This is a genomic window from Pseudoalteromonas sp. SWYJZ19 (assembly GCF_015864375.1).
Taxonomy (GTDB): Bacteria; Pseudomonadota; Gammaproteobacteria; order Enterobacterales; family Alteromonadaceae; genus Pseudoalteromonas; species Pseudoalteromonas arctica.
The window spans coordinates 73,415-91,862 of record NZ_JADYXI010000020.1; the positions used below are offsets into that span (position 1 = coordinate 73,415).

Here is an 18,448-nt window from a genome sequence, read left to right on the forward strand (position 1 = left end):
AGCAAGTTAAATTATGCTTGGTTATTAAAAAGCAAACCTGAATTTTTATTATCTGAAGATGATGAAAACATTGAATCCATTAAAGTAGATACATTTTTTCGCACTGTTAATTGTATCGACGATAGCTCACTATCGAGTTGCTTTTTAAGTTCGCTTAGCTCTTCTATCGCTTCCCCTGTGGGCGTATCAGAACTATTGGTCATTTCTCTTATTTTACTCTGTAAATCTTTAATTGACTCGATCGCTTTATTCATTTGAACTGCTGAATTGTCACTCGAATCTTATGTTTCGCTGCTAATGATAGACTTTGCGTCTTCAGTAGCTGCAGTAGAGCTCGTAGTTTTTTCGGCGTCTTTATTTAAAGAAGAGTCTGCTTTAGCCTCTGGACTTTTACTAGGATCATCCGTTTTTACAGTGTTTTTATTTAAATTACTTAGGCTTGAATAGTCATTGTATAACTGCGAAGAAAGAGTTCCAAAATTCATTTTTGCCTCATGTGTCTAAAAATTGACGACTTTATTTTTATAATTAGAAGCAATTATCATTCCAAATATGGTAACAAATTGACCATCCGTATTTTAAACGGGAACAGGACTTATAAATCGCCACGGGGTATTATTTTGCTTAATTTAAAATGCGAGGAAAGCTATACTTTTAAAATACGCCTGCGAAAGGCTAAATACTTTATACACAGATGAAAACGCCATAAAGCTTTAAAACAAGCGCCAAATGGCAAGCAGCTAATAGATGCGGCAAACCCTTTTGTATTGCATCAACTTACGCCTTTAATTGGTGAATTCGCTAAGTAATACCCTCACATAACGCTTGATATAACCTCACACGGCAGTACTATTAATTTACTCGAGCATAAAACAGACTTAGCCATACGTATTGGTGATTTATAAGATTCGAACTTACATGCTCGTAAACTTGGCCGTTAGTAAAACTCATTTTATTTACGTTTTCGCTTAGCGCAAGCAGCGGCGAAACAGTGCGGTATCATCGCGAATTGTGGCTTTTTTAGATTTCATAAAGCCTAGGCTTAGTTTATAAGTTCTGTATATTAATATTGATATGCTTATTAAACGTTTTAACTGATTTTTTGACGCTTTTTAATAATCAAAAAGTATAAATAATAAAAGTAGTAATTAAAGGTATTAATTAAAATGGATTCTTTAACGCAGGTAGCATTAGGCAGTGCTGTAGGTTATGCGGTATTAGGCAATAAAATAGGTCGAAAAGCCGTTTTATGGGGAGCAATTTTAGGCACGCTCCCTGATTTAGATGTATTTTTGCCATATGGCGGATCTGTACAAGCATTTACTTATCACCGTGGCTTTAGCCATTCGTTATTAATACATTTATTAATTAGCCCGCTCATTGTATGGCTAATATTAAAAGTACACGCGGGAATGCAAATTTATAAAGTGCGCTGGTTTTGGCTAGTATTTTTAAGTTTATCTACACATGCCCTATTAGACAGCCTAACGGTATACGGTACACAACTACTCTGGCCTTTTACTGAGTACCCCTTTGCGGTTTCTAGTGTGTTTATTATTGACCCCGCTTACACGCTTCCTTTATTAATTGGCGTAATATGTACGCTAATACCCAAAATAAAAGCAGCAACGGCTTATCGTGTAAATGCAGCGGCTTTAGTTTTAAGTAGTCTATATTTATTTTGCGCTTTAATTTTAAAAGTAAATATTGATGACAAAGTAAAAACGGCTCTCAACAACAGACAAATACCAGTAAATGCGTATGTTAGTACGCCTGCTCCGCTAACCACTTTGCTGTGGCGTATTGTTGTGATGTCTGACGGACAATACTACGAAGGTTATGCATCAGTATTTGACGCGCCCAGCGATGTAACATTAACGGCTTATCAAACAACGCCTTCACTGTTAAATAATATTAGCGATGAATGGGCTATAAAACGCTTGCAGTGGTTTACTAGAGGGTTTTATTCGGTGCGCCAACAGCAAAGCAATATTGTACTTTCTGATTTACGTATGGGCATGGAGTGCAACTATGTGTTTAATTTTGTAGTGGGTCAAAAAAATGATTCAGAAGTGAGCATTGGTAACTTTGAAAAAATAAGTCAAAGACCAAACTTAAACAATCTTCATAAAATATGGAACAGGGTTTGGCAACCAAATGTGTCTTTAGCATCACCCGCAGCAAAAAATGACTGCAATAGCGAATAACGGCATATTATAAAATTCGTACTAGCATGAGGAAGTTAAGTGAAGTTCAAGCAGCAATTAAACTAAATAGTTCACTAAAGTGATTGCTGCTTTTTTTGCTGATACATTGCAACATCAGCATCTTGAATCATATCCTCAACTGATTTACCTGTATCGTGTTTAAAGTGTGTTACTCCTACACTGTAATCAATTTTGTATGGCTTGTTTAAGGTATTATTAGCATGCGCTATTGCATCCGCAAACCTTTGTAAAACAAACTCTGCTTTTGTCTCGTCTGAGTCGCTTAACATCGCAACAAATTCATCTCCGCCAAGTCGACCTATGACTTCACAATCACGAAATGAACTAAGCATAATTTGTGCAAATTTATTTAATACAAAATCGCCTTCGTGGTGTCCATAAATATCATTAATTTGTTTAAACTTATTGAGATCAAACAATATAAACGACATTGATACTTTGTTTCGCCTACATACATTTAGCGTATGTTCGGCAAGGTTTAAAAAGCCACGTCGATTAGAGATTCTTGTTAACTCATCAATTGTGGCTAGTTGAATTGATTGAATTTCTCGCTCGACTAACGTGCCTAAATCTCTTAGTAATTGTTTTTCTTCATCATTGAGTTGTCTAGGTTTATTATCGGCAAGGCACAAAGTGCCTATAATGACTCCTTCCCTTAATTTTAAAGGAAAGCCTGCATAAAAGCGTACTTTAGGATCGCCTGTAACAAAGGGATTATCAAAAAACCTTTCGTCCTTTGCTGTATCTGGGATTATTAATAACTCGTCCTGATTTATGGTGTGGCCACAAAATGAGGTTTCGCGAGGAAGCTCAGGCGCATCAAGCCCCTGCCTTGATTTAAACCACTGGCGGTCTTCGTCAATCAAAGTAACCAATGAAATAGAAACATTAAACATACGCTTGGCAATACGAGTAACACGATCAAAGCGCTCTTCATGAGACGTATCTAGAATTTTTAATGCTCTAAGCGCGTGTAATCGCTCAGCTTCGTTATTTGGAATCTCAGGTTTAATCATTAAAGCTCTATTAATTTTAAATATTTTATAAATTACAAAACTGGAGCGAATATTTTCGAGTTTATAATCCGATAAACTTATTTAAATTATAAACAGTCTGCCTATTCAAACTAGAACATTACCTAAAAATAGCAATAAATAAATATTTATAAATATCAGTAAGTCGTGCCTAAATAAAGATAAGATTCAATCCGCAAAAAATTATGATTTAAGCAAGTGGGATTAGTGGTTGATACAACATAGCTACCCTTTAATGAAAAAGTAGTAGTGGCTATTTAGTTTTATTTAAATAACCACTGGATTTGGCATACATACAAAAATAAATACTTTAATTTTGGTGCTCATATTGTCCGCGGTAAACTTCAAATACTTTTAAAACAGTATGTTGCTCTTTAGTTAGGTTATCAAACCAATCATCAAACAGCTCATCATCTTCTTGCTCGCTTAGTGCCATATACCGCGCTAGTAATTCTACAATATCGTTATGGTTGCAGGTTAAAGGATTTACTTGTTGCGCCAAGGTACTGTGGTCGCGCTCTCTTAGGGTTTCCATTACCCCTTGATCAATTTGTTCTTGTTGTTGTGTTGCGTCACTCATACATAACCTCTGTAATAACTTTATAACCGTATTTGTTAACGTTTTAACTCTTAAATATAGTTATAACAGCCTAAACGCCAATAGCCAGCATTTTTGATTCAAGTGCTTATTTTTTGATTTGTTTGCGCAAATAGCCAGCAATTACGGCCTTTTTGAGGAACATTTAAATAATTTGCAATGGGGGAATAAATACGTTAAATTAAAATGATATACTATCACATATCATTTATTGAGGCGTATTATGAAACCAAATATTCATCCTGATTACCACGTGGTTGCTTTTCACGATACCGCTGCCGATTCTTACTTTATTATTGGCTCAACCATAAAAACGAGCCGCACAGTAGAAATAGACGGTAATACATATCCATACGTACCTATTGATGTATCAAGTGACTCGCACCCATTTTATACAGGCAAGCAAAAAACAACCGCTACAGATGGTCGCGTTGCGCAGTTTAATCGTCGTTTTAAAAGTTTATCGACTGTTAAAAAGGAAAAGGTATGAAAGTATTAAGCTCTCTTAAAAGTGCTAAGCAACGTCCGGGGTGTCAAATTGTAAAACGCAAAGGCCGCGTATTTGTAATTTGTAAAAACAACCCACGCTTTAAAGCAGTACAAGGAATGAAAAAGAAATAAGTTAAACGGGGATGCTCAACATATAATTAGGTAGCTTGCTTAAGCTACCTAATTTAGGGGGACTATTTTACCACTACTGAAAACTCTGGCACTGCCTGAATTACTTTTTTTACCGTACAGGTATTTACAGCTGCAATAAGCGCCTTTTTATACTTATCAGGGAAACCATCAGGTAAGTTAATCTCAATTGAAAATAACTTTTTACCGTTGTCATCTACATTTTCGTTGTTTTGGGTAAGCGTCATACCTTGCGTTGAAATATCACGCTGCTCGCAAAACTTACGCGCATAAAAACCTGCACATAAAACCATACTTACTAAAAAATAATCAAACGGTTCTGGATGCTCTGCATTGCCACCAGCGTTTACACTTTGATCGCTTATTACTTCTAGGTCGCCAAATTTAGCGCTTTGCTTTTGGCCTTCTAACATTGAAACTGAAATTTCCATTGTGTTTCCTTATATTTATTGCTGCAGATACCTTTAACGCAATTAGCTTAAAAGTAGCTACTAAAGATACATAGTGTCTAGGTTTATGAACCGAACAGTAATTCAAAGAACCCTGGAGGCTCGTGTAACTCATGATATTTTTTACGTAAGTTATCTATATTTTTCAGTGGTTCTTTTGCCGCACTTAGCCCCTGCTCGATTGCTGCCTTTTTTGCAAGTTCAGCTTGAGCAATCACTTTATCAAGGCCCTGCAATGACTGCTCAGGTTTTTTGTAAAACTTAGCTGTTTTACTTACTTTTACTAGCTTTATAAATTCATCAATCGCAGTATTAAATTCACTAAGTTGAGTTGCCTGCACTGCTTGTTTATAAGCAAGGCCCGTATTTTTCATATTTATTTCAAGATCGACTTCTTGCTGCGCAAAAGACATTGAACTAAACGCAAAGGTAAAAATAATTACTAAATACTTCATGGTCAAACCTATTAATTAAAAACACCTAAATTGTATCAAGTTTACGTAGTAAAGTAACTTTACGAGCTGTTATGAGTACTTTGAACTGTAAAGGGGGTTTACAAATTAATCATTTTAAAGCTGCAATAGTGAAAAATATTCAAATAACGATTTTTTTTGAATAAAAAACATCTAATAAAAATCATTTTAAAAGAGTAATAACACACATAACCTTTACAAATAAGTACATATAACACTCACTGGCAACTTCAAATAAATAAAAATTTATATATGAATAATTATAAACCGCAAAAAGTTGACTTAAAAAACAACTGAAAATTTAACAAATAAAAACCAATGTTAATAACTAAAATACATAAGAAAAACTAAATGTAAAAAACCTCAGTAAATCATTTAAAAAGCTTTTGTAATTAATACCAAAAAACACAACAAAATTTCTTCAGGTTATTTCAAGTTACTTACTTTACAGTGAGTTAGCTACTTTTAATAAAATAATCAGCATGCAATAATCGCCGCCCTCATAATAAAGCTACATTGTATTTAATTACTAAAAATGTTCTCTGGGAATCAAATGAAACGTCATAACTTACTTTCTACTAGCATTAAATGTGCATTAATTACTGCTGCTGCAACAGCAAGTAATTCTGTGCTTGCACAAGATGAGCAAGCAACAAAAATTGAACGTGTTGAAGTAACGGGTTCACGTATTTTACGTGAAGGTGCTATTGCGCCTGCACCTGTTACAGTCATCAGTGGCGAGCAGCTAATGAATACTGGCGCAGTAAACATTGGTGAAGCGCTAAATAACTTACCTGCACTTGGCAATACATATTCTATGGCTAACTCAGGCCGGTTTATTGGTACTGCGGGTTTAAATATTCTTGATTTACGTAACATGGGTACAGATCGTACTTTGGTACTTGTAAATGGCAAGCGTCATGTATCAAGCTCTGCAGGCTCTCAATCTGTAGATACCAACACTATTCCAAGTGTATGGGTTGAACGTGTAGAGATAATTACTGGTGGTGCATCTGCTGTATACGGTGCTGATGCGGTAACAGGTGTTGTTAACTTTATATTAAAAGACAACATTGAAGGCATGGACTTTAGCGTTACACGTGGTTTTGCCGATTTAAGCAGCTACAACAACGAAAAAGCGACGTTCTCATACGGCTCTAACTTTGATAACGATCGTGGTAATGCAGCTTTTGCTATTGAGTACTCAGGCCAGGATTCATTAAACGCACTTGACCACCCATGGACTAGCACTTCGTTTAGTAGTTTACGTAATCAAGCCCAAACAGAAGCAAACAAAGATAGCGCAGCTTTCCCTGATAAAATTTTAACGCCTAATGCAGGTTATTACGCTATTAATAACGCCGGTGTTTATGCACTTGAAGATGGATATACTAATAGCTTTAATGCCGACAGCAGCGCTCGCAACTTATACATAGGTGATAATGTAGATGGCTTGTCGTGTGCAAACTGTGATTCGTTTAATCTTGGTCAATTTGAAGAGATTCAACCTGAGTTTGAGCGCTACAACGTAAACTTTAAAGTTAACTACGATGTTACCGACGACTTAAACGTTTACTTTGATGCAAAATACGTAAATAGCCAAGGCGAAAGCATAGGTCAACCTGCGTTTTTCTTCTTTGACGATGAAAACAGCATCAAAATCGACAACCCTTACCTAGACCCAGCCATTAAAGCACGTATGGAAGAGCAAGGTGTTGATTCGATCATGGTTAACCGCATGATGACCGACCTTGGCCGCCGCATTGAAAACAATACGCGTGAAACAACGCGCTTTGTTACCGGCTTAAAAGGCACAGTATTTGATGATTGGGAATTAGATACCTCAATAGTATACGGCCAAACTGATCTAGAGCGCGAAAATGGCGCTAACATGATTGTAGCAAATTACTTTAATGCACTTGATGCCGTTGAAGATACAAATGGTAACGTAGTATGTCGTAGTGCTGCAGCCCAAGCTGATGGCTGTGTTCCTGTAAATATTATGGGGTTTGGTTCGCCATCTCAACAAGCCATTGATTACATTAATACGGTATCTGTTGGCACTTCAACTATTAAGCAAACAGTTATTTCTGGCTCACTCGCTAATGGCGCTATTTTTGAATTACCAGCGGGCTATGTAGGTATTGCATTTGGTGCTGAGTACCGTAAAGAAGAAAGCGAAACTAAAGAGCCTGATAACGCTGAAGGTACTTTTTTTAACGCACTGGGCGAAGATAAGGGCTCGTTTAACGTTCGCGAAGTATTCTTTGAAGCGACGATGCCAATTTTAACTGATTTACCGCTTATTCAAGATTTAGTGTTTGATACAGCAGTACGTCATGCTGACTACAGTACGATTGGCGAAGCAACTAGCTGGAAACTTGGCCTTGATTGGACTGTAAACGATGAACTACGTGTACGTGTAACTCAATCTGCAGCACTTCGTGCGCCAAACATTAGTGAAGTATTTGGTGCAGCAAGCCAAACTTTCTACAATGTAGACGACCCGTGTCGCGCTGAAAACTTAGGTGACTTATCAAACGGTGCAACACGTACTGCAAACTGTGCCGCATTAGGCGTAGCGAGTGACTTTAACTCAGATTACGATTCAGCCTCTTTAGATGGTTTAAGCAGTGGTAACCGCGATGTAAAAGGCGAAGAGTCAACAAGTACAACTGTAGGTATTGTTTACCAACCAGAGTTTTTAGAAAACGCGCTACTTACTATTGATTACTGGGAAATTGAACTTGAAGATGCAATTGACACAATTAACGCGCAAGACATTCTTGATCGCTGTGTAGATAGCGCAACAGGTATAAACAATCAGTACTGTAACTTAATCACACGTAATGCTAATGGTGAAATTACTTTAATTCAAAACTCTGTATTAAATGTTGCTGGCCAAAAAGCATCAGGGATAGATTTTGAACTAGGTTACGATTTTGACGCGTTTGAAGGTAGCTTTAAAACACGCTTAATTGGTACTTACTTAATTGAACGTAAAGATTACCCGTTCCAAGACGACCCTAGTAACTACATTGAATACGCAGGTACTACAGGTGAAGCTAAGTGGCAAACTAACTTATCTGTAAGTTATGTTATGGATAACTTTTTCTCAACAGTTGAAACACGCTTTTTAAGTGAAGTCGATTTATACACAAATGTTGAACTTGAAAACAACCCTAACCCAAGTAATCAAATGTCTTACGGTAAATACTTTATTACCGATATGACTGTTGGTTATAACTTCGATAGCGGTTTAGGCGTTAAAGTAGGTGTTGATAACGTATTCAACCGTAAACTTCCGTACGGTTCACGTGGTACAAGCGCGGGTAGCGCAAGTTACGATAACATTGGCCGCTTTGGCTACATTAACTTAAGCTACAGCTTATAATTAATAAAATAACTTATTAGGGCGTGTTGATCATTGGTGGGTGAATTTGCAGCAGTATGTTTGGTTTTTAGGCAAGGCAGAGCCTATGTAGTGTGGTTATTCCCCATAAATAGGCGATAACGCAGCATAAATACCAAACATGCGCTGCCCGAAGGGTTCTTTCTAGGGACGATTAACTCTTTGTTGCCTACATGGATGTAGGTAAGGGGCGTGAGCAGGACGCGGAAGCTTTGCTCGGTTTTTACTTAGCCCACTAGGTTACAAATCTCGCGTCGCGATTTAATCGCCCCTAGATTGAACAAATTTCAATCCACAAAGATCAACACGCCCTAGTTAAAACAAAGGCTCGCAGTGCGAGCCTTTTTAATAGGTCTTATTTAATATTACTCAGCCACACGCTTTGGTATGGTTCTAGCTCTATCGTTAATTGGCTTTCTTCAATCGTTTTATTTGCCACCAAATCAAACCACTTTTGGGTGTTAATTAAGTTTAAGTCGGCCAATGTGAGTGTTTGTGGTTTATCGCTAATGTTATAAACACAAAATATACTTTGGCGCCTGTCAATGCTTTGTCTCCAAAAACCAAACAACCCACCTGCTAAATGTAGCGTAAACTGTGTAGCATTGGGGTGAAAGGCACTCTGCTTTTTGCGTACTGCCAATAAGCTTTTTATGCCGTTAAACACTTTATGATGATGACTATACTTTTCACCAATTGCAGCCAGTAGCTTTGATTCTTGCCAACGATGACGATTTATAGCGCGGTTATGCTGTGAATTTTCAAATCGGTCGTAATCGTTAGTTGTACCCAACAAACTATGAATATAAAGCCCTGGGATACCTTCAAGTGCAAACATAATTGCGTGAGCACACATAAATCGCTCAAGGCCAAACTTATCGGGGCCATTGTGCGTCCCTTGTAGTGCATCAAATAAAGCAATATTTAGCTCGTACGGTGTATGTGTGCCATCGTTACTTGTACGCATAGATACACGACCACCAAACTGCATGGTTGTACTTACTAGTGACGCCACTTCGCTGGGTTGTAGTAAACCTTCAATTGGTCTGAGCCCTACTCCATCATGCGAGGCTATAAAGTTAAAGTATGCAGTACCATTTTGCGCAGGCGGCATACTCATCATCCAATGTTTAATTGCTGTGCTATCGCCGCTAAGTAATGTGTGTAGCAACAATGGCGGCAATGCAAAGTTATAAATACTGTGCGCTTCGTTAGCGTTACCAAAGTACGATAGGTTTTCTTGGTTTGGAATATTGGTTTCGGTAATTATAACTACGCTGGGCTCTGCGTGCTCAATAAGTGTTCGCATTAGCCTTACTGCTTCATGTGTTTGCGGCAAGTTAATGCAACTTGTATTAAGCTGTTTCCACAAAAATGCAACCGCATCAAGCCTAAACAAACGCACGCCATTGTCTAAATAATGCCTAATTATTCCCACAAACTCTTTAAGTACATCAGGATTGCCAAAGTCAAAATCAACCTGATCGTGACTAAACGTACACCACACATGTTTTTCGCCGCTTGGCGTAGTTACAGTATTTAATAACGATGAGGTTCGCGGGCGTACAACTTGGCTTAAATCATCCGTTAAGCTCGCCGTTTTGAAGTAGTCTTTACCCGGGTGTAAATCGTTTAAAAAGTTCTCAAACCATACGCTTCTGCTTGAGCAATGGTTAATAACTAAATCTGCCATTAGCTTTACGTCTTTAGCGATATTTTGAATATCTCCCCAATCACCTAACGACTCATTCACTTGCACGTAGTTCATTACCGCAAAGCCTTCGTCTGAGCTGTACGGGTAAAATGGCAATATATGCAGGGCATTTAGCTGCATATCGCACTGCTCTTTTATAAAGCGGTGCAACGTTTTAAGCGGTGCTTCTATTGGGCTTGATACAGCAAACTCACTATCGTCGTGTTTAATAATAGAGTCGCCATAAGCAATCAATACTATATCTTGCTCATCCCATCTGTTTGTATGGGGAGTCGGGTCGCGCAGTGCATTGCTACCTAATATAATTTTAATAAGTTGCTGAGCAAGCTCAGTAACCGATAAAGGCAGCTCAACTCCCTCATAAATAATATGAAGATGTTGCTCTACTCGTTGTAAAAATAATTCGCTAACTGAAATCACATGCGCCCCTAATATTTATTATTTAGACTTATAGGCTAGTTAACCTGCGTACAGGTTAACTATATTCTTCGTTATCTAGTTCTACGGCTTCTTTTAAGCGCTCAAGTACGTCTGGCATTGCTGATACAACACGGTTCCAACTTGGTACAAATGGCGCTTCCATTGGGTTTTCTAAAAAGTGTTGGCCTGCTTCCATAATATTTTGTGCAAACATTTCTACTGCTTTTTCTTCTTGGTGTACATCAAGCGTTAGCCCGTTCATTAACGCATCGTTGTGATAGGTTTCAATAAAATCTAGACCGATACGGTAGTACGTTGCTTTTAGTGAGCGAATTGTTTCGCTGGTAAAAGTGACACCTTGAGTTGCCAGCTTTCTAAACAATGCCTTAGTAATATCAATCGACATTTTAGACAAACCTGCACTTTGGTCATCAAGTGAAAGTTCTTGGTGCTTATGATCGTAATTATCAGCAATATCTACCTGGCACAAGCGGTTATGTGAATAGTTACGATACATTTCACTCAGTACGCCTATTTCAAGGCCCCAGTCACTTGGAATGCGAATATCGTTTAATACATCGCGTCTAAACGAAAACTCACCTGCAAGTGGGTATCTAAATGAGTCCATATATTCAAGATAGTCGGTATTGCCTAGAATTGTTTTAAACGAGCGAAGCAATGGCGTTACTAATAGGCGCGATACACGGCCATTAATTTTTCCATTAGCAGTGCGCGGGTAAAATCCTTTACAAAATTCATAGTTAAAACGCGGATGCGCAACGGGGTAAATTAAGCGAGCAAGTAAGCTTCTGTCGTAGGTTAAAATATCGCAATCATGCAGCGCGATAGATTCCACTTCCGCTGTTGCTAATTTATAGCCCATGCAGTACCACACGTTACGGCCTTTACCCAGCTCACGCGGTGCAACGCCTAGCTCTTGTAATTCTTTATCAAGTGCTTGTAAGCGAGGACCGTCGTTCCATAATACTTTGTGGTTTTGGTTTAGCTCTTTAAAAAAACCAAGTGCATGGCGGTACTGTGCTTCGTCGGCTCTATCTAAGCCTATAGTAATTTGTGACAAATACGGTACTTCACGCAACTCGCTAACTATATTTTGCAGCGCAGGGCCTTCAAGTTCACTAAATAACGAAGGAAGTATTAATCCCATTGGGCGCTGCTTGCTAAAAGTAAGTAGCTCTTTTTCTAGATCTTCTATTGGTCTGTCGGCAATATTATGTAATGTTGTAATAATGCCATTTTGATAAAAATCAGCCATGAGATGTTTGCTCCTCAGAAATACTTAAAATACTGCTAATGCACGGCAACGATGTTATTTCTTCAATCCAGCCCAGCGGTGCTGGCGATTGAGAGTATCGTGCTTTATTGTGCGACAATTTAACCGGTTTTTTACTCGCCGGATTAGCGATAATAATGGCGATATTTGCATGCTCTAACATTTGCTTATCGTTATCGCTATCACCAAGTGCAATGACCGTGAGAGGCTTTCTGAAATGATGGGTAAACTGTTTAACTAACCACTGCTGTGCAGCGCTTTTATCGGTATTTTTGGCAATATGAATGAAGCGCCCACCAATTTTTATATCGTAGCCGAGTGCTTCAACATCGTTTACAAAGGCTGTGAGTAATTCGTCGTTGCCATACCAATAAAGAGGGTCTGAATAATCGCGAGTTTGTGCGCGTCTTGCTTGCGCATCATCGAGGCCTGTAAGCTCTGATATTTGCTCACTCGATAAGTCACTAAACAATTTGTAATGCGCTTTGTAATCCGCCTTTAAAGTATTTAAGTCCTTTAATAAACTCGATAACGGCTTTGCCATTGCATAACACCAGTACGCGCCTACTTTTTTACAACCAATTGGCTTTAATTCAAAATAGTCTTCTGGAATAAATACCGCTGCACCGTTTTCGACAATAAAAGGCTGTTGAATATTTAAATCGTTTTTAAGCTCTATAACTTCGCAAAAAGTTTTGCTGGTATTAAACACCACAGGAATATGCGCATTTTGCAGCTGCTGTAATAACTCACTGATATTATTTGTATTGTAATCGGCGTGATCGAGTAATGTACCGTCCAAATCTGTAAAAATAATAGGTTGAAGGGTGTCATCACTTGTTAGGTGCATACCGCTAATATCGCGATTGCTATCAAGTTCAATTAAAGCGTTTGCTTTAGCACTCAGTGTGTTTAAGTTCTCACGCGTAATGCGCTCAAAATGAGAAATAAAATACACCAATTGCTCGTTAGTCATGGTGCCTGAGCCTTCACCTTTTTTGGCTATTAGCTTTTGTTCTTGCTCTTGCCGCCATGTAAAAACATCACTAAAACTCGGTGCTTTTAGCATAACGGTATAATCAATTAGGTTAAAAACGGCTTTGTATTCGTTTGCCAAACAGCTATTTATACAGCGGCGCCAAACGCCCTCTTTATCAAATTGTTGCTCTAACTCGTTAAGCGGCTCACTCAATGAAAACAGCGGTTGTGGCTCACTGCCTACACACCACCCTTCTAAAATAACAATATCAACTGGCTTTTCGTTTGTTAGCCAATCAATTGCTGGCACGCAGTCGTCTTCGTGTTTATTAAAACGTGGAAGCGGTACGTTTACCTCTCCTGCCAGTAAGTTAGTTATTGTGCTATTCATTAAAGCTACGTCGTGAGTGCCCGGTACTCCGCGAGTAGTAAAAAGAGGATGTACATCTTTGGCAAGCTCAGTACGTGCTTGTTTTGCTAAATAAAAGTCATCAATCGACAATGCAACACTGTTAAGCGGTGTGTTTTTAGAAAACCAGGTAACTAAAAAATCAGCGAGTGTTGTTTTTCCTGAGCCTTGGCATCCATTTATGGCAACAAAAATAGGAGTATTTGTTTTTTTAGATTCGAGGATGTCATGCGCAAGTGGAACAAAATATTGCTCACTCAAATATTGATACTTTAAAGGCAGTTGGTGTTTTGCTAAAAACGGGGTTATATCCACAATATTGGCCTCTGACATAGTTACTCCTTTGCATACAATGCGTCTGGGAGTTAAATGCAGATACTAGACCATTATTATTTTTATATATTTATTAATAGGTTAAAAAAATAGCGCATTATAAATGCGCTATTATGGTGCAATCTATTTAGCTAATGTGCAAAATTAAACTTTTTCAGGCTCTGCTTTTGGTAATACTAAGTTAAGTACTATTCCTAAAATAGCGCAAAGGCTTACGCCCTCTAAACTAAATTGGCTGCCACCAATATGCATACCGCCAATACCGCACACCAAAATAAGTGCAACAATACTTAAGTTACGTGGTGCTGTTAAATCATCGCCCGACTTAACTAATGTATTTAAACCCACTACAGCAATAGAGCCAAAAAGTAGAATCATAATTCCGCCCATTACTGGCACAGGAATAGTTTGCAAACCAGATCCCATTTTAGCTACAAACGCTAAAATAATGGCAATAACAGCTGTCCACATCATTACTTTAGGATTGAAGTTTTTGGTAAGCATAACTGCCCCCGTTACTTCTGAGTAAGTAGTGTTAGGCGGGCCACCAAATAATGATGCCGCAGAAGTCGCAAGGCCATCACCAAACAAAGTACGATGAAGCCCAGGCTTTTTCAAAAAGTCTTTATTGGTTACTTGGCTAATAGCCATCATATCGCCAATATGCTCAATTGCAGGTGCTATTGCTACAGGTACCATAAACAAAATAGCCTGCCATTTAAACTCAGGCCAAGTAAAGTTTGGTACAGCAAACCACTGTGCGTTAGTCACTGCGTCAAATTGCACAACGCCCATACCAAGCGATAAACAATAACCCGCTACAACCCCTGCTAGTATAGGTATAAGCTTAAATACGCCTTTTCCCCATACTGCAAAAATAAGCGTAACCACTAACGAGAACAACGAAATATAAATAGCGCTGGTGTAATCAATAATTTGAATACTGCCGTCGCCACTTTTACCCATCGCCATATTTACAGCAACAGGTGCAAGCGCTAAACCAATAACCATAATTACTGGGCCTACAACCACAGGTGGTAAAATTTTATGAAGCGTTGCAACGCCTTTAAATTTCACTAATAAACTTAAAAGCATATAAGCAAAACCCGCCACCATTAAGCCGCCCATAGTGGCCGGCACGCCCCACATTTGCACAGCGGCAATAATAGGTGCAATAAAGGCAAATGATGACGCTAAAAATATAGGCACTTGGCCTTTAGTCACTACCTGAAACAGCAAGGTACCAATGCCTGCGGTAAAAAGCGCAACATTAGGATCCAAGCCCGTTAAAAGCGGCACTAATACCAGCGCACCAAATGCTACAAACAGCATTTGCGCGCCCGTTAAAATAGTTTTTATTGAAAAGGTGTCATTATTTTGCACTTAAGACTCCTAAACAGTACCAAATATTTTGTCGCCCGCATCGCCTAAACCAGGGATAATATAGCCCTTTTCGTTTAAGTGGCTATCCACTGAGGCTGTAAATATTTCTACATCTGGATGAGCTGTAAGTGTTCTTTCAACACCTTCTGGTGCTGCAACTAGTACAATTACTTTGATTTCTTTACAGCCTGCTTTTTTAAGCATATCGATTGTGGCAATCATTGAGCCACCCGTTGCAAGCATAGGGTCAATAACTAAGCTTAAGCGCTCATCAATATTACCTACTAACTTTTCAAAATATGGTACTGGCTCTAGTGTTTCTTCGTTACGTTCAAGACCAACAACACTTACTTTAGCCGCTGGTAATAACTGCATTACACCGTCCATCATGCCAAGACCAGCACGCAAAATAGGCACTACGGTAATTTTTTTACCTTTAATATGCTCTACTTTTAATTTATTGCCATCCCAGCCTGTAATTTCGTTATCTTCTAACTGTAGGTTTTTTGTTGCTTCGTAGGTTAATAAAGTACCTACTTCAGAACACAATTCACGAAAGCTTTTAGTGCTAATACCATGCGCGCGCATTAGGCCTAATTTATGTTGAACAAGAGGGTGAGAAATAACGTGAATAGCCATGATGTAAACCTAGTGATAGAAGAATTTGCGGTATTTTATATTAAAAAAGGTCATTTGACCTGTAGTTTTAAAGAGATTTTCATACATCGTGCCAAAATGTATTGTTTTGCTTGATATTTATGCAAGCCATTAACCCTTTGTGTTTATTAAATGTTACTCGCTAACCAGCTGTTTACTTGCTGTTGCATATAACTATTTATTTTTTGATGCTCAGGGCTCCAGCCAGATAAAAATCGATAAAAGTCAGCCCATGCAGCAGGCCATAAAGCGAGCCAATCGTCAGCTATTTTATCGGCAGGTGCTAAAGGGTGATAAGTAGCAATAGCATTCTTTAAATTATCAAAATAATAAGCAAGATACTCATCAGCGCTTTCGTGTAATTGTGCATCACTTAAGCAACTGGTCATAAAATACATTACATCAATTATCCCGCAACCTGCACCTATATACTGAAAATCATAACCGAGTATTTTACCACTCTCATTTGCTGCAAAGTTACCAAGTTTTGCATCGCCATGAATCAGCGTTTTGTACGCACAACGTTGTAGTTGCTCATCTATTTTATGTGCAGCATTTTTAATATCGGACTTTTTATCATCCGTTGTTTTTAATTTATTAAACTCATCTGGGCGCGTGCTTAAATGCCAGTAATTGCCTTGCTGCCATAATCCATCTGCGGGTTTACTTAAGTTAAACGCATGAAAGTGTGCAAGCCATTTTAATATAGCTTTAACATGTTGCTGCCCCGCTTGAGTAAATCCATGTTTGGTGAAGTCCTTAAACACCAGCGCATATTCATCGCCTTTATTAATTGCGCTTATACATTCAATACTTTGCGCATGTGCTGGTAAATGCTGGCTATAAAGCTTATAAAAAGTGTATTCAACGCTATAGGAATACTGCTTTCTTTCAAGCGCAAATTCGCTTTGCTTAATTTTAGGGTGGTGTATATAGCTGGGTATTTTAATAGCTTTAACAACACAGGCTTTATCATCAAGCTGGCACTGCACAATACTGCCACAGCCACTCCAAAGTGATGTTAACGTATCGCCAATTTCAATGTGCTTAAAATGTGGTTGTAATAAAGGAATGTAAAATGCCATGGTAATATTAAGTAATTAAATTTTTTGTAGTTTAACATTAGTGGGCGTTTTTAATAAAACTAAGGCATAAAAAATCCCCACTTGGTTTTATACAAGTTTGTATGTAAATAGTGGCCAAAATCACTATGCCACTGCACTTTGATTTTGAAATTAACTGGGTAAAACCATGTCTTCCTAGGTTGAGTATATCTAGGCATTTTAGCCTCATCAAAGTGATGAGGAGGTGTCCACTAAAACGGGTGAGGAGCATTATCCGTTAGAACGCCTTGTTAGTTTACTTATCTATTTAATTTGCTAATACAGCTAAAGCTAAAACAAAAGAGATACCAAACAACAAGTAACGGTAACCATCGTTTTCATCTTTGTTAGCCATTTCACTTGAATAAGGTAAGGACATTGGCTTACCCGTACAGAACGGTAAAATATAATAGTGAGTCATGCTATATAGAATTAAAGACGCAATCCAATCTTCAATATTATTCCTTCCAGTCAAAATCCCACAAACAAAGAATAATGAGTAAGATGACAATAATATAATTTTAGTTAGACTCATATCTATTTTAATTCACTAGTAAACTAACGAGCCTGTAGATTAACTCGTTTTTTAATTGTTTTTATTGATAAACAAACCATAGCTGAGTTCCTATTTTGGTTCAATCTATTACTGTACTTTTACGCAGAATATAAAGAAGTGTTTGATATTGTTTAATTGGCGTTTTGGAAGGAATTACGGGGCTTGAGTGGCTTTATTTTAGGTTAAAAGGGCTTACCCTTCTTAATGCATCGTGTTTTACCAGATAAACTAGACAGCCACTTTAATTGTTAATTTATGAGCTAAATCGACACCAATTCTTAACTTATTCATAATTGAACTCCGAAAAATAATTTCTACTTCAGTGTAGAGTTTGGGAGTCCAATTATCTTGTTAGGTGTTTTTATCACTTTTGTTTGGAATGTCATTGCACAAAGCACACTCTACACCTTTACGTGATTGATATAGCCTTGAACATATAAATATTGCTGTTGTGATTGAAGACCAAATACAAGCAAAAATTAATGCTTCTTGGACTGAATGCTGTTTAAGCAACTCAACTATAAAAAGTAAAGCAGCTACTCCAAGAAATACTTTTAATGCTCTAACAAACCAAAACTTAGATCCCATTTGAACTCCAAACCTGAGAAACGCCTAACGAGCCTGTAGATTAACTCGTTTTTTGTTTGTTTTTATTGATAAACAAACCATAGCTGAGTTCCTATTTTGGTTCAATCGATTACTGTATTTTTACGCAGCATATAAAGAAGTGTTTGGTGTTGTTTAAATTGGCGTTTTGGAAGGGATTAC

Annotated in this window: 17 protein-coding genes and 1 pseudogene; 5 read left to right on the forward strand and 13 right to left on the reverse strand. The window is 38.0% G+C overall.

The window, feature by feature from the left end; all coding sequences use genetic code 11:
- Window positions 1-11 precede the first annotated feature (11 nt).
- The gene (locus tag I6F45_RS21435; protein ID WP_002958664.1) at window positions 12-254 is read right to left on the reverse strand and encodes a hypothetical protein; all 243 of its coding nucleotides are present in this window, start codon (window positions 252-254) and stop codon (window positions 12-14) included.
- A gap of 27 nt (window positions 255-281) precedes the next feature.
- Window positions 282-485 carry a hypothetical protein gene (locus tag I6F45_RS21440; RefSeq protein WP_231609687.1) on the reverse strand — a complete coding sequence of 68 codons (204 nt, stop codon included), beginning with the start codon at window positions 483-485 and terminating at the stop codon, window positions 282-284.
- Window positions 486-648: 163 nt separating this feature from the next.
- Between I6F45_RS21440 and I6F45_RS21445 the strand changes: the two are divergent.
- Both I6F45_RS21445 and I6F45_RS17300 read left to right on the forward strand, forming a co-directional pair.
- Window positions 649-902: pseudogene (locus I6F45_RS21445) on the forward strand (LysR family transcriptional regulator); the annotation flags it as partial.
- 264 nt (window positions 903-1,166) lie between these two features.
- Entirely contained in the window at window positions 1,167-2,207 is a 1,041-nt protein-coding gene (locus I6F45_RS17300; protein WP_197161342.1) for a metal-dependent hydrolase, read from the forward strand.
- A gap of 74 nt (window positions 2,208-2,281) precedes the next feature.
- Here the strand turns inward: I6F45_RS17300 and I6F45_RS17305 are convergent, their stop codons facing one another.
- Together I6F45_RS17305 and I6F45_RS17310 are read right to left on the reverse strand one after the other, a co-directional pair.
- Entirely contained in the window at window positions 2,282-3,244 is a 963-nt protein-coding gene (locus I6F45_RS17305; protein WP_165741646.1) for a sensor domain-containing diguanylate cyclase, read from the reverse strand.
- A 328-nt stretch (window positions 3,245-3,572) separates the two neighbouring features.
- The gene (locus tag I6F45_RS17310; RefSeq protein ID WP_007580861.1) at window positions 3,573-3,842 is read right to left on the reverse strand and encodes a hypothetical protein; all 270 of its coding nucleotides are present in this window, start codon (window positions 3,840-3,842) and stop codon (window positions 3,573-3,575) included.
- A 241-nt stretch (window positions 3,843-4,083) separates the two neighbouring features.
- On the opposite strand from I6F45_RS17310, the gene I6F45_RS17315 reads away from it, so the two are divergent.
- The gene (locus I6F45_RS17315; protein ID WP_007580864.1) at window positions 4,084-4,350 is read left to right on the forward strand and encodes a type B 50S ribosomal protein L31; all 267 of its coding nucleotides are present in this window, start codon (window positions 4,084-4,086) and stop codon (window positions 4,348-4,350) included.
- Window positions 4,347-4,481, forward strand: a complete 135-nt coding sequence (ykgO, locus tag I6F45_RS17320; protein WP_002958669.1) for a type B 50S ribosomal protein L36 — start codon at window positions 4,347-4,349, stop codon at window positions 4,479-4,481. Before I6F45_RS17315 ends, ykgO begins: the two co-directional genes overlap by 4 nt.
- A 62-nt stretch (window positions 4,482-4,543) precedes the next feature.
- Here the strand turns inward: ykgO and I6F45_RS17325 are convergent, their stop codons facing one another.
- Both I6F45_RS17325 and I6F45_RS17330 read right to left on the reverse strand, forming a co-directional pair.
- Window positions 4,544-4,930, reverse strand: a complete 387-nt coding sequence (locus I6F45_RS17325) for an OsmC family protein (RefSeq protein WP_002958670.1) — start codon at window positions 4,928-4,930, stop codon at window positions 4,544-4,546.
- An 83-nt stretch (window positions 4,931-5,013) separates the two neighbouring features.
- The gene (locus I6F45_RS17330) at window positions 5,014-5,403 is read right to left on the reverse strand and encodes a cytochrome b562 (RefSeq protein ID WP_165728067.1); all 390 of its coding nucleotides are present in this window, start codon (window positions 5,401-5,403) and stop codon (window positions 5,014-5,016) included.
- A 571-nt stretch (window positions 5,404-5,974) separates the two neighbouring features.
- Here I6F45_RS17330 and I6F45_RS17335 point away from each other — a divergent pair.
- On the forward strand, window positions 5,975-8,815 hold the full coding sequence (locus I6F45_RS17335; RefSeq protein WP_197118908.1) for a TonB-dependent receptor domain-containing protein: 2,841 nt from the start codon (window positions 5,975-5,977) through the stop codon (window positions 8,813-8,815).
- A gap of 373 nt (window positions 8,816-9,188) precedes the next feature.
- On the opposite strand, the gene I6F45_RS17340 is transcribed toward I6F45_RS17335, so the two are convergent.
- The 7 genes from I6F45_RS17340 to I6F45_RS17370 all read right to left on the reverse strand — a co-directional run bounded on the left by I6F45_RS17340 (window position 9,189) and on the right by I6F45_RS17370 (window position 18,268).
- Window positions 9,189-10,967 carry a sugar phosphorylase gene (locus I6F45_RS17340; protein WP_197161345.1) on the reverse strand — a complete coding sequence of 593 codons (1,779 nt, stop codon included), beginning with the start codon at window positions 10,965-10,967 and terminating at the stop codon, window positions 9,189-9,191.
- A 55-nt stretch (window positions 10,968-11,022) separates the two neighbouring features.
- Complete coding sequence (locus tag I6F45_RS17345; protein ID WP_002958673.1) at window positions 11,023-12,243, reverse strand: glycosyl transferase; 1,221 nt, start codon at window positions 12,241-12,243, stop codon at window positions 11,023-11,025.
- Window positions 12,236-13,981: an HAD-IIB family hydrolase gene (locus I6F45_RS17350; RefSeq protein ID WP_197161349.1), complete on the reverse strand. Its 1,746-nt coding sequence runs from the start codon at window positions 13,979-13,981 to the stop codon at window positions 12,236-12,238. Before I6F45_RS17350 ends, I6F45_RS17345 begins: the two co-directional genes overlap by 8 nt.
- A gap of 144 nt (window positions 13,982-14,125) precedes the next feature.
- Complete coding sequence (locus tag I6F45_RS17355) at window positions 14,126-15,364, reverse strand: uracil-xanthine permease family protein (RefSeq protein WP_007580880.1); 1,239 nt, start codon at window positions 15,362-15,364, stop codon at window positions 14,126-14,128.
- Window positions 15,365-15,373: 9 nt separating this feature from the next.
- On the reverse strand, window positions 15,374-16,003 hold the full coding sequence (gene upp / locus I6F45_RS17360; protein WP_007580883.1) for a uracil phosphoribosyltransferase: 630 nt from the start codon (window positions 16,001-16,003) through the stop codon (window positions 15,374-15,376).
- 146 nt (window positions 16,004-16,149) lie between these two features.
- Window positions 16,150-17,106, reverse strand: coding sequence for a phosphotransferase (locus I6F45_RS17365; RefSeq protein ID WP_165729564.1), 957 nt, complete (start codon window positions 17,104-17,106; stop codon window positions 16,150-16,152).
- Window positions 17,107-18,031: 925 nt separating this feature from the next.
- Window positions 18,032-18,268, reverse strand: a complete 237-nt coding sequence (locus I6F45_RS17370) for a hypothetical protein (RefSeq protein ID WP_197161352.1) — start codon at window positions 18,266-18,268, stop codon at window positions 18,032-18,034.
- Between the last annotated feature and the right edge of the window lie 180 nt (window positions 18,269-18,448).

Coding starts and splice junctions, on each gene's coding strand:
- upp (WP_007580883.1), bottom strand. CDS start 16,003: ATGGCTATTCACGTTATTTCTCACCCTCTTGTTCAACATAAATTAGGC.
- I6F45_RS17350 (WP_197161349.1), bottom strand. CDS start 13,981: ATGTCAGAGGCCAATATTGTGGATATAACCCCGTTTTTAGCAAAACAC.
- I6F45_RS17300 (WP_197161342.1), top strand. CDS start 1,167: ATGGATTCTTTAACGCAGGTAGCATTAGGCAGTGCTGTAGGTTATGCG.
- I6F45_RS17305 (WP_165741646.1), bottom strand. CDS start 3,244: ATGATTAAACCTGAGATTCCAAATAACGAAGCTGAGCGATTACACGCG.
- I6F45_RS17370 (WP_197161352.1), bottom strand. CDS start 18,268: ATGGGATCTAAGTTTTGGTTTGTTAGAGCATTAAAAGTATTTCTTGGA.
- I6F45_RS17330 (WP_165728067.1), bottom strand. CDS start 5,403: ATGAAGTATTTAGTAATTATTTTTACCTTTGCGTTTAGTTCAATGTCT.
- I6F45_RS17365 (WP_165729564.1), bottom strand. CDS start 17,106: ATGGCATTTTACATTCCTTTATTACAACCACATTTTAAGCACATTGAA.
- I6F45_RS21435 (WP_002958664.1), bottom strand. CDS start 254: ATGAATAAAGCGATCGAGTCAATTAAAGATTTACAGAGTAAAATAAGA.
- I6F45_RS21440 (WP_231609687.1), bottom strand. CDS start 485: ATGAATTTTGGAACTCTTTCTTCGCAGTTATACAATGACTATTCAAGC.
- I6F45_RS17310 (WP_007580861.1), bottom strand. CDS start 3,842: ATGAGTGACGCAACACAACAACAAGAACAAATTGATCAAGGGGTAATG.
- I6F45_RS17315 (WP_007580864.1), top strand. CDS start 4,084: ATGAAACCAAATATTCATCCTGATTACCACGTGGTTGCTTTTCACGAT.
- ykgO (WP_002958669.1), top strand. CDS start 4,347: ATGAAAGTATTAAGCTCTCTTAAAAGTGCTAAGCAACGTCCGGGGTGT.
- I6F45_RS17325 (WP_002958670.1), bottom strand. CDS start 4,930: ATGGAAATTTCAGTTTCAATGTTAGAAGGCCAAAAGCAAAGCGCTAAA.
- I6F45_RS17335 (WP_197118908.1), top strand. CDS start 5,975: ATGAAACGTCATAACTTACTTTCTACTAGCATTAAATGTGCATTAATT.
- I6F45_RS17345 (WP_002958673.1), bottom strand. CDS start 12,243: ATGGCTGATTTTTATCAAAATGGCATTATTACAACATTACATAATATT.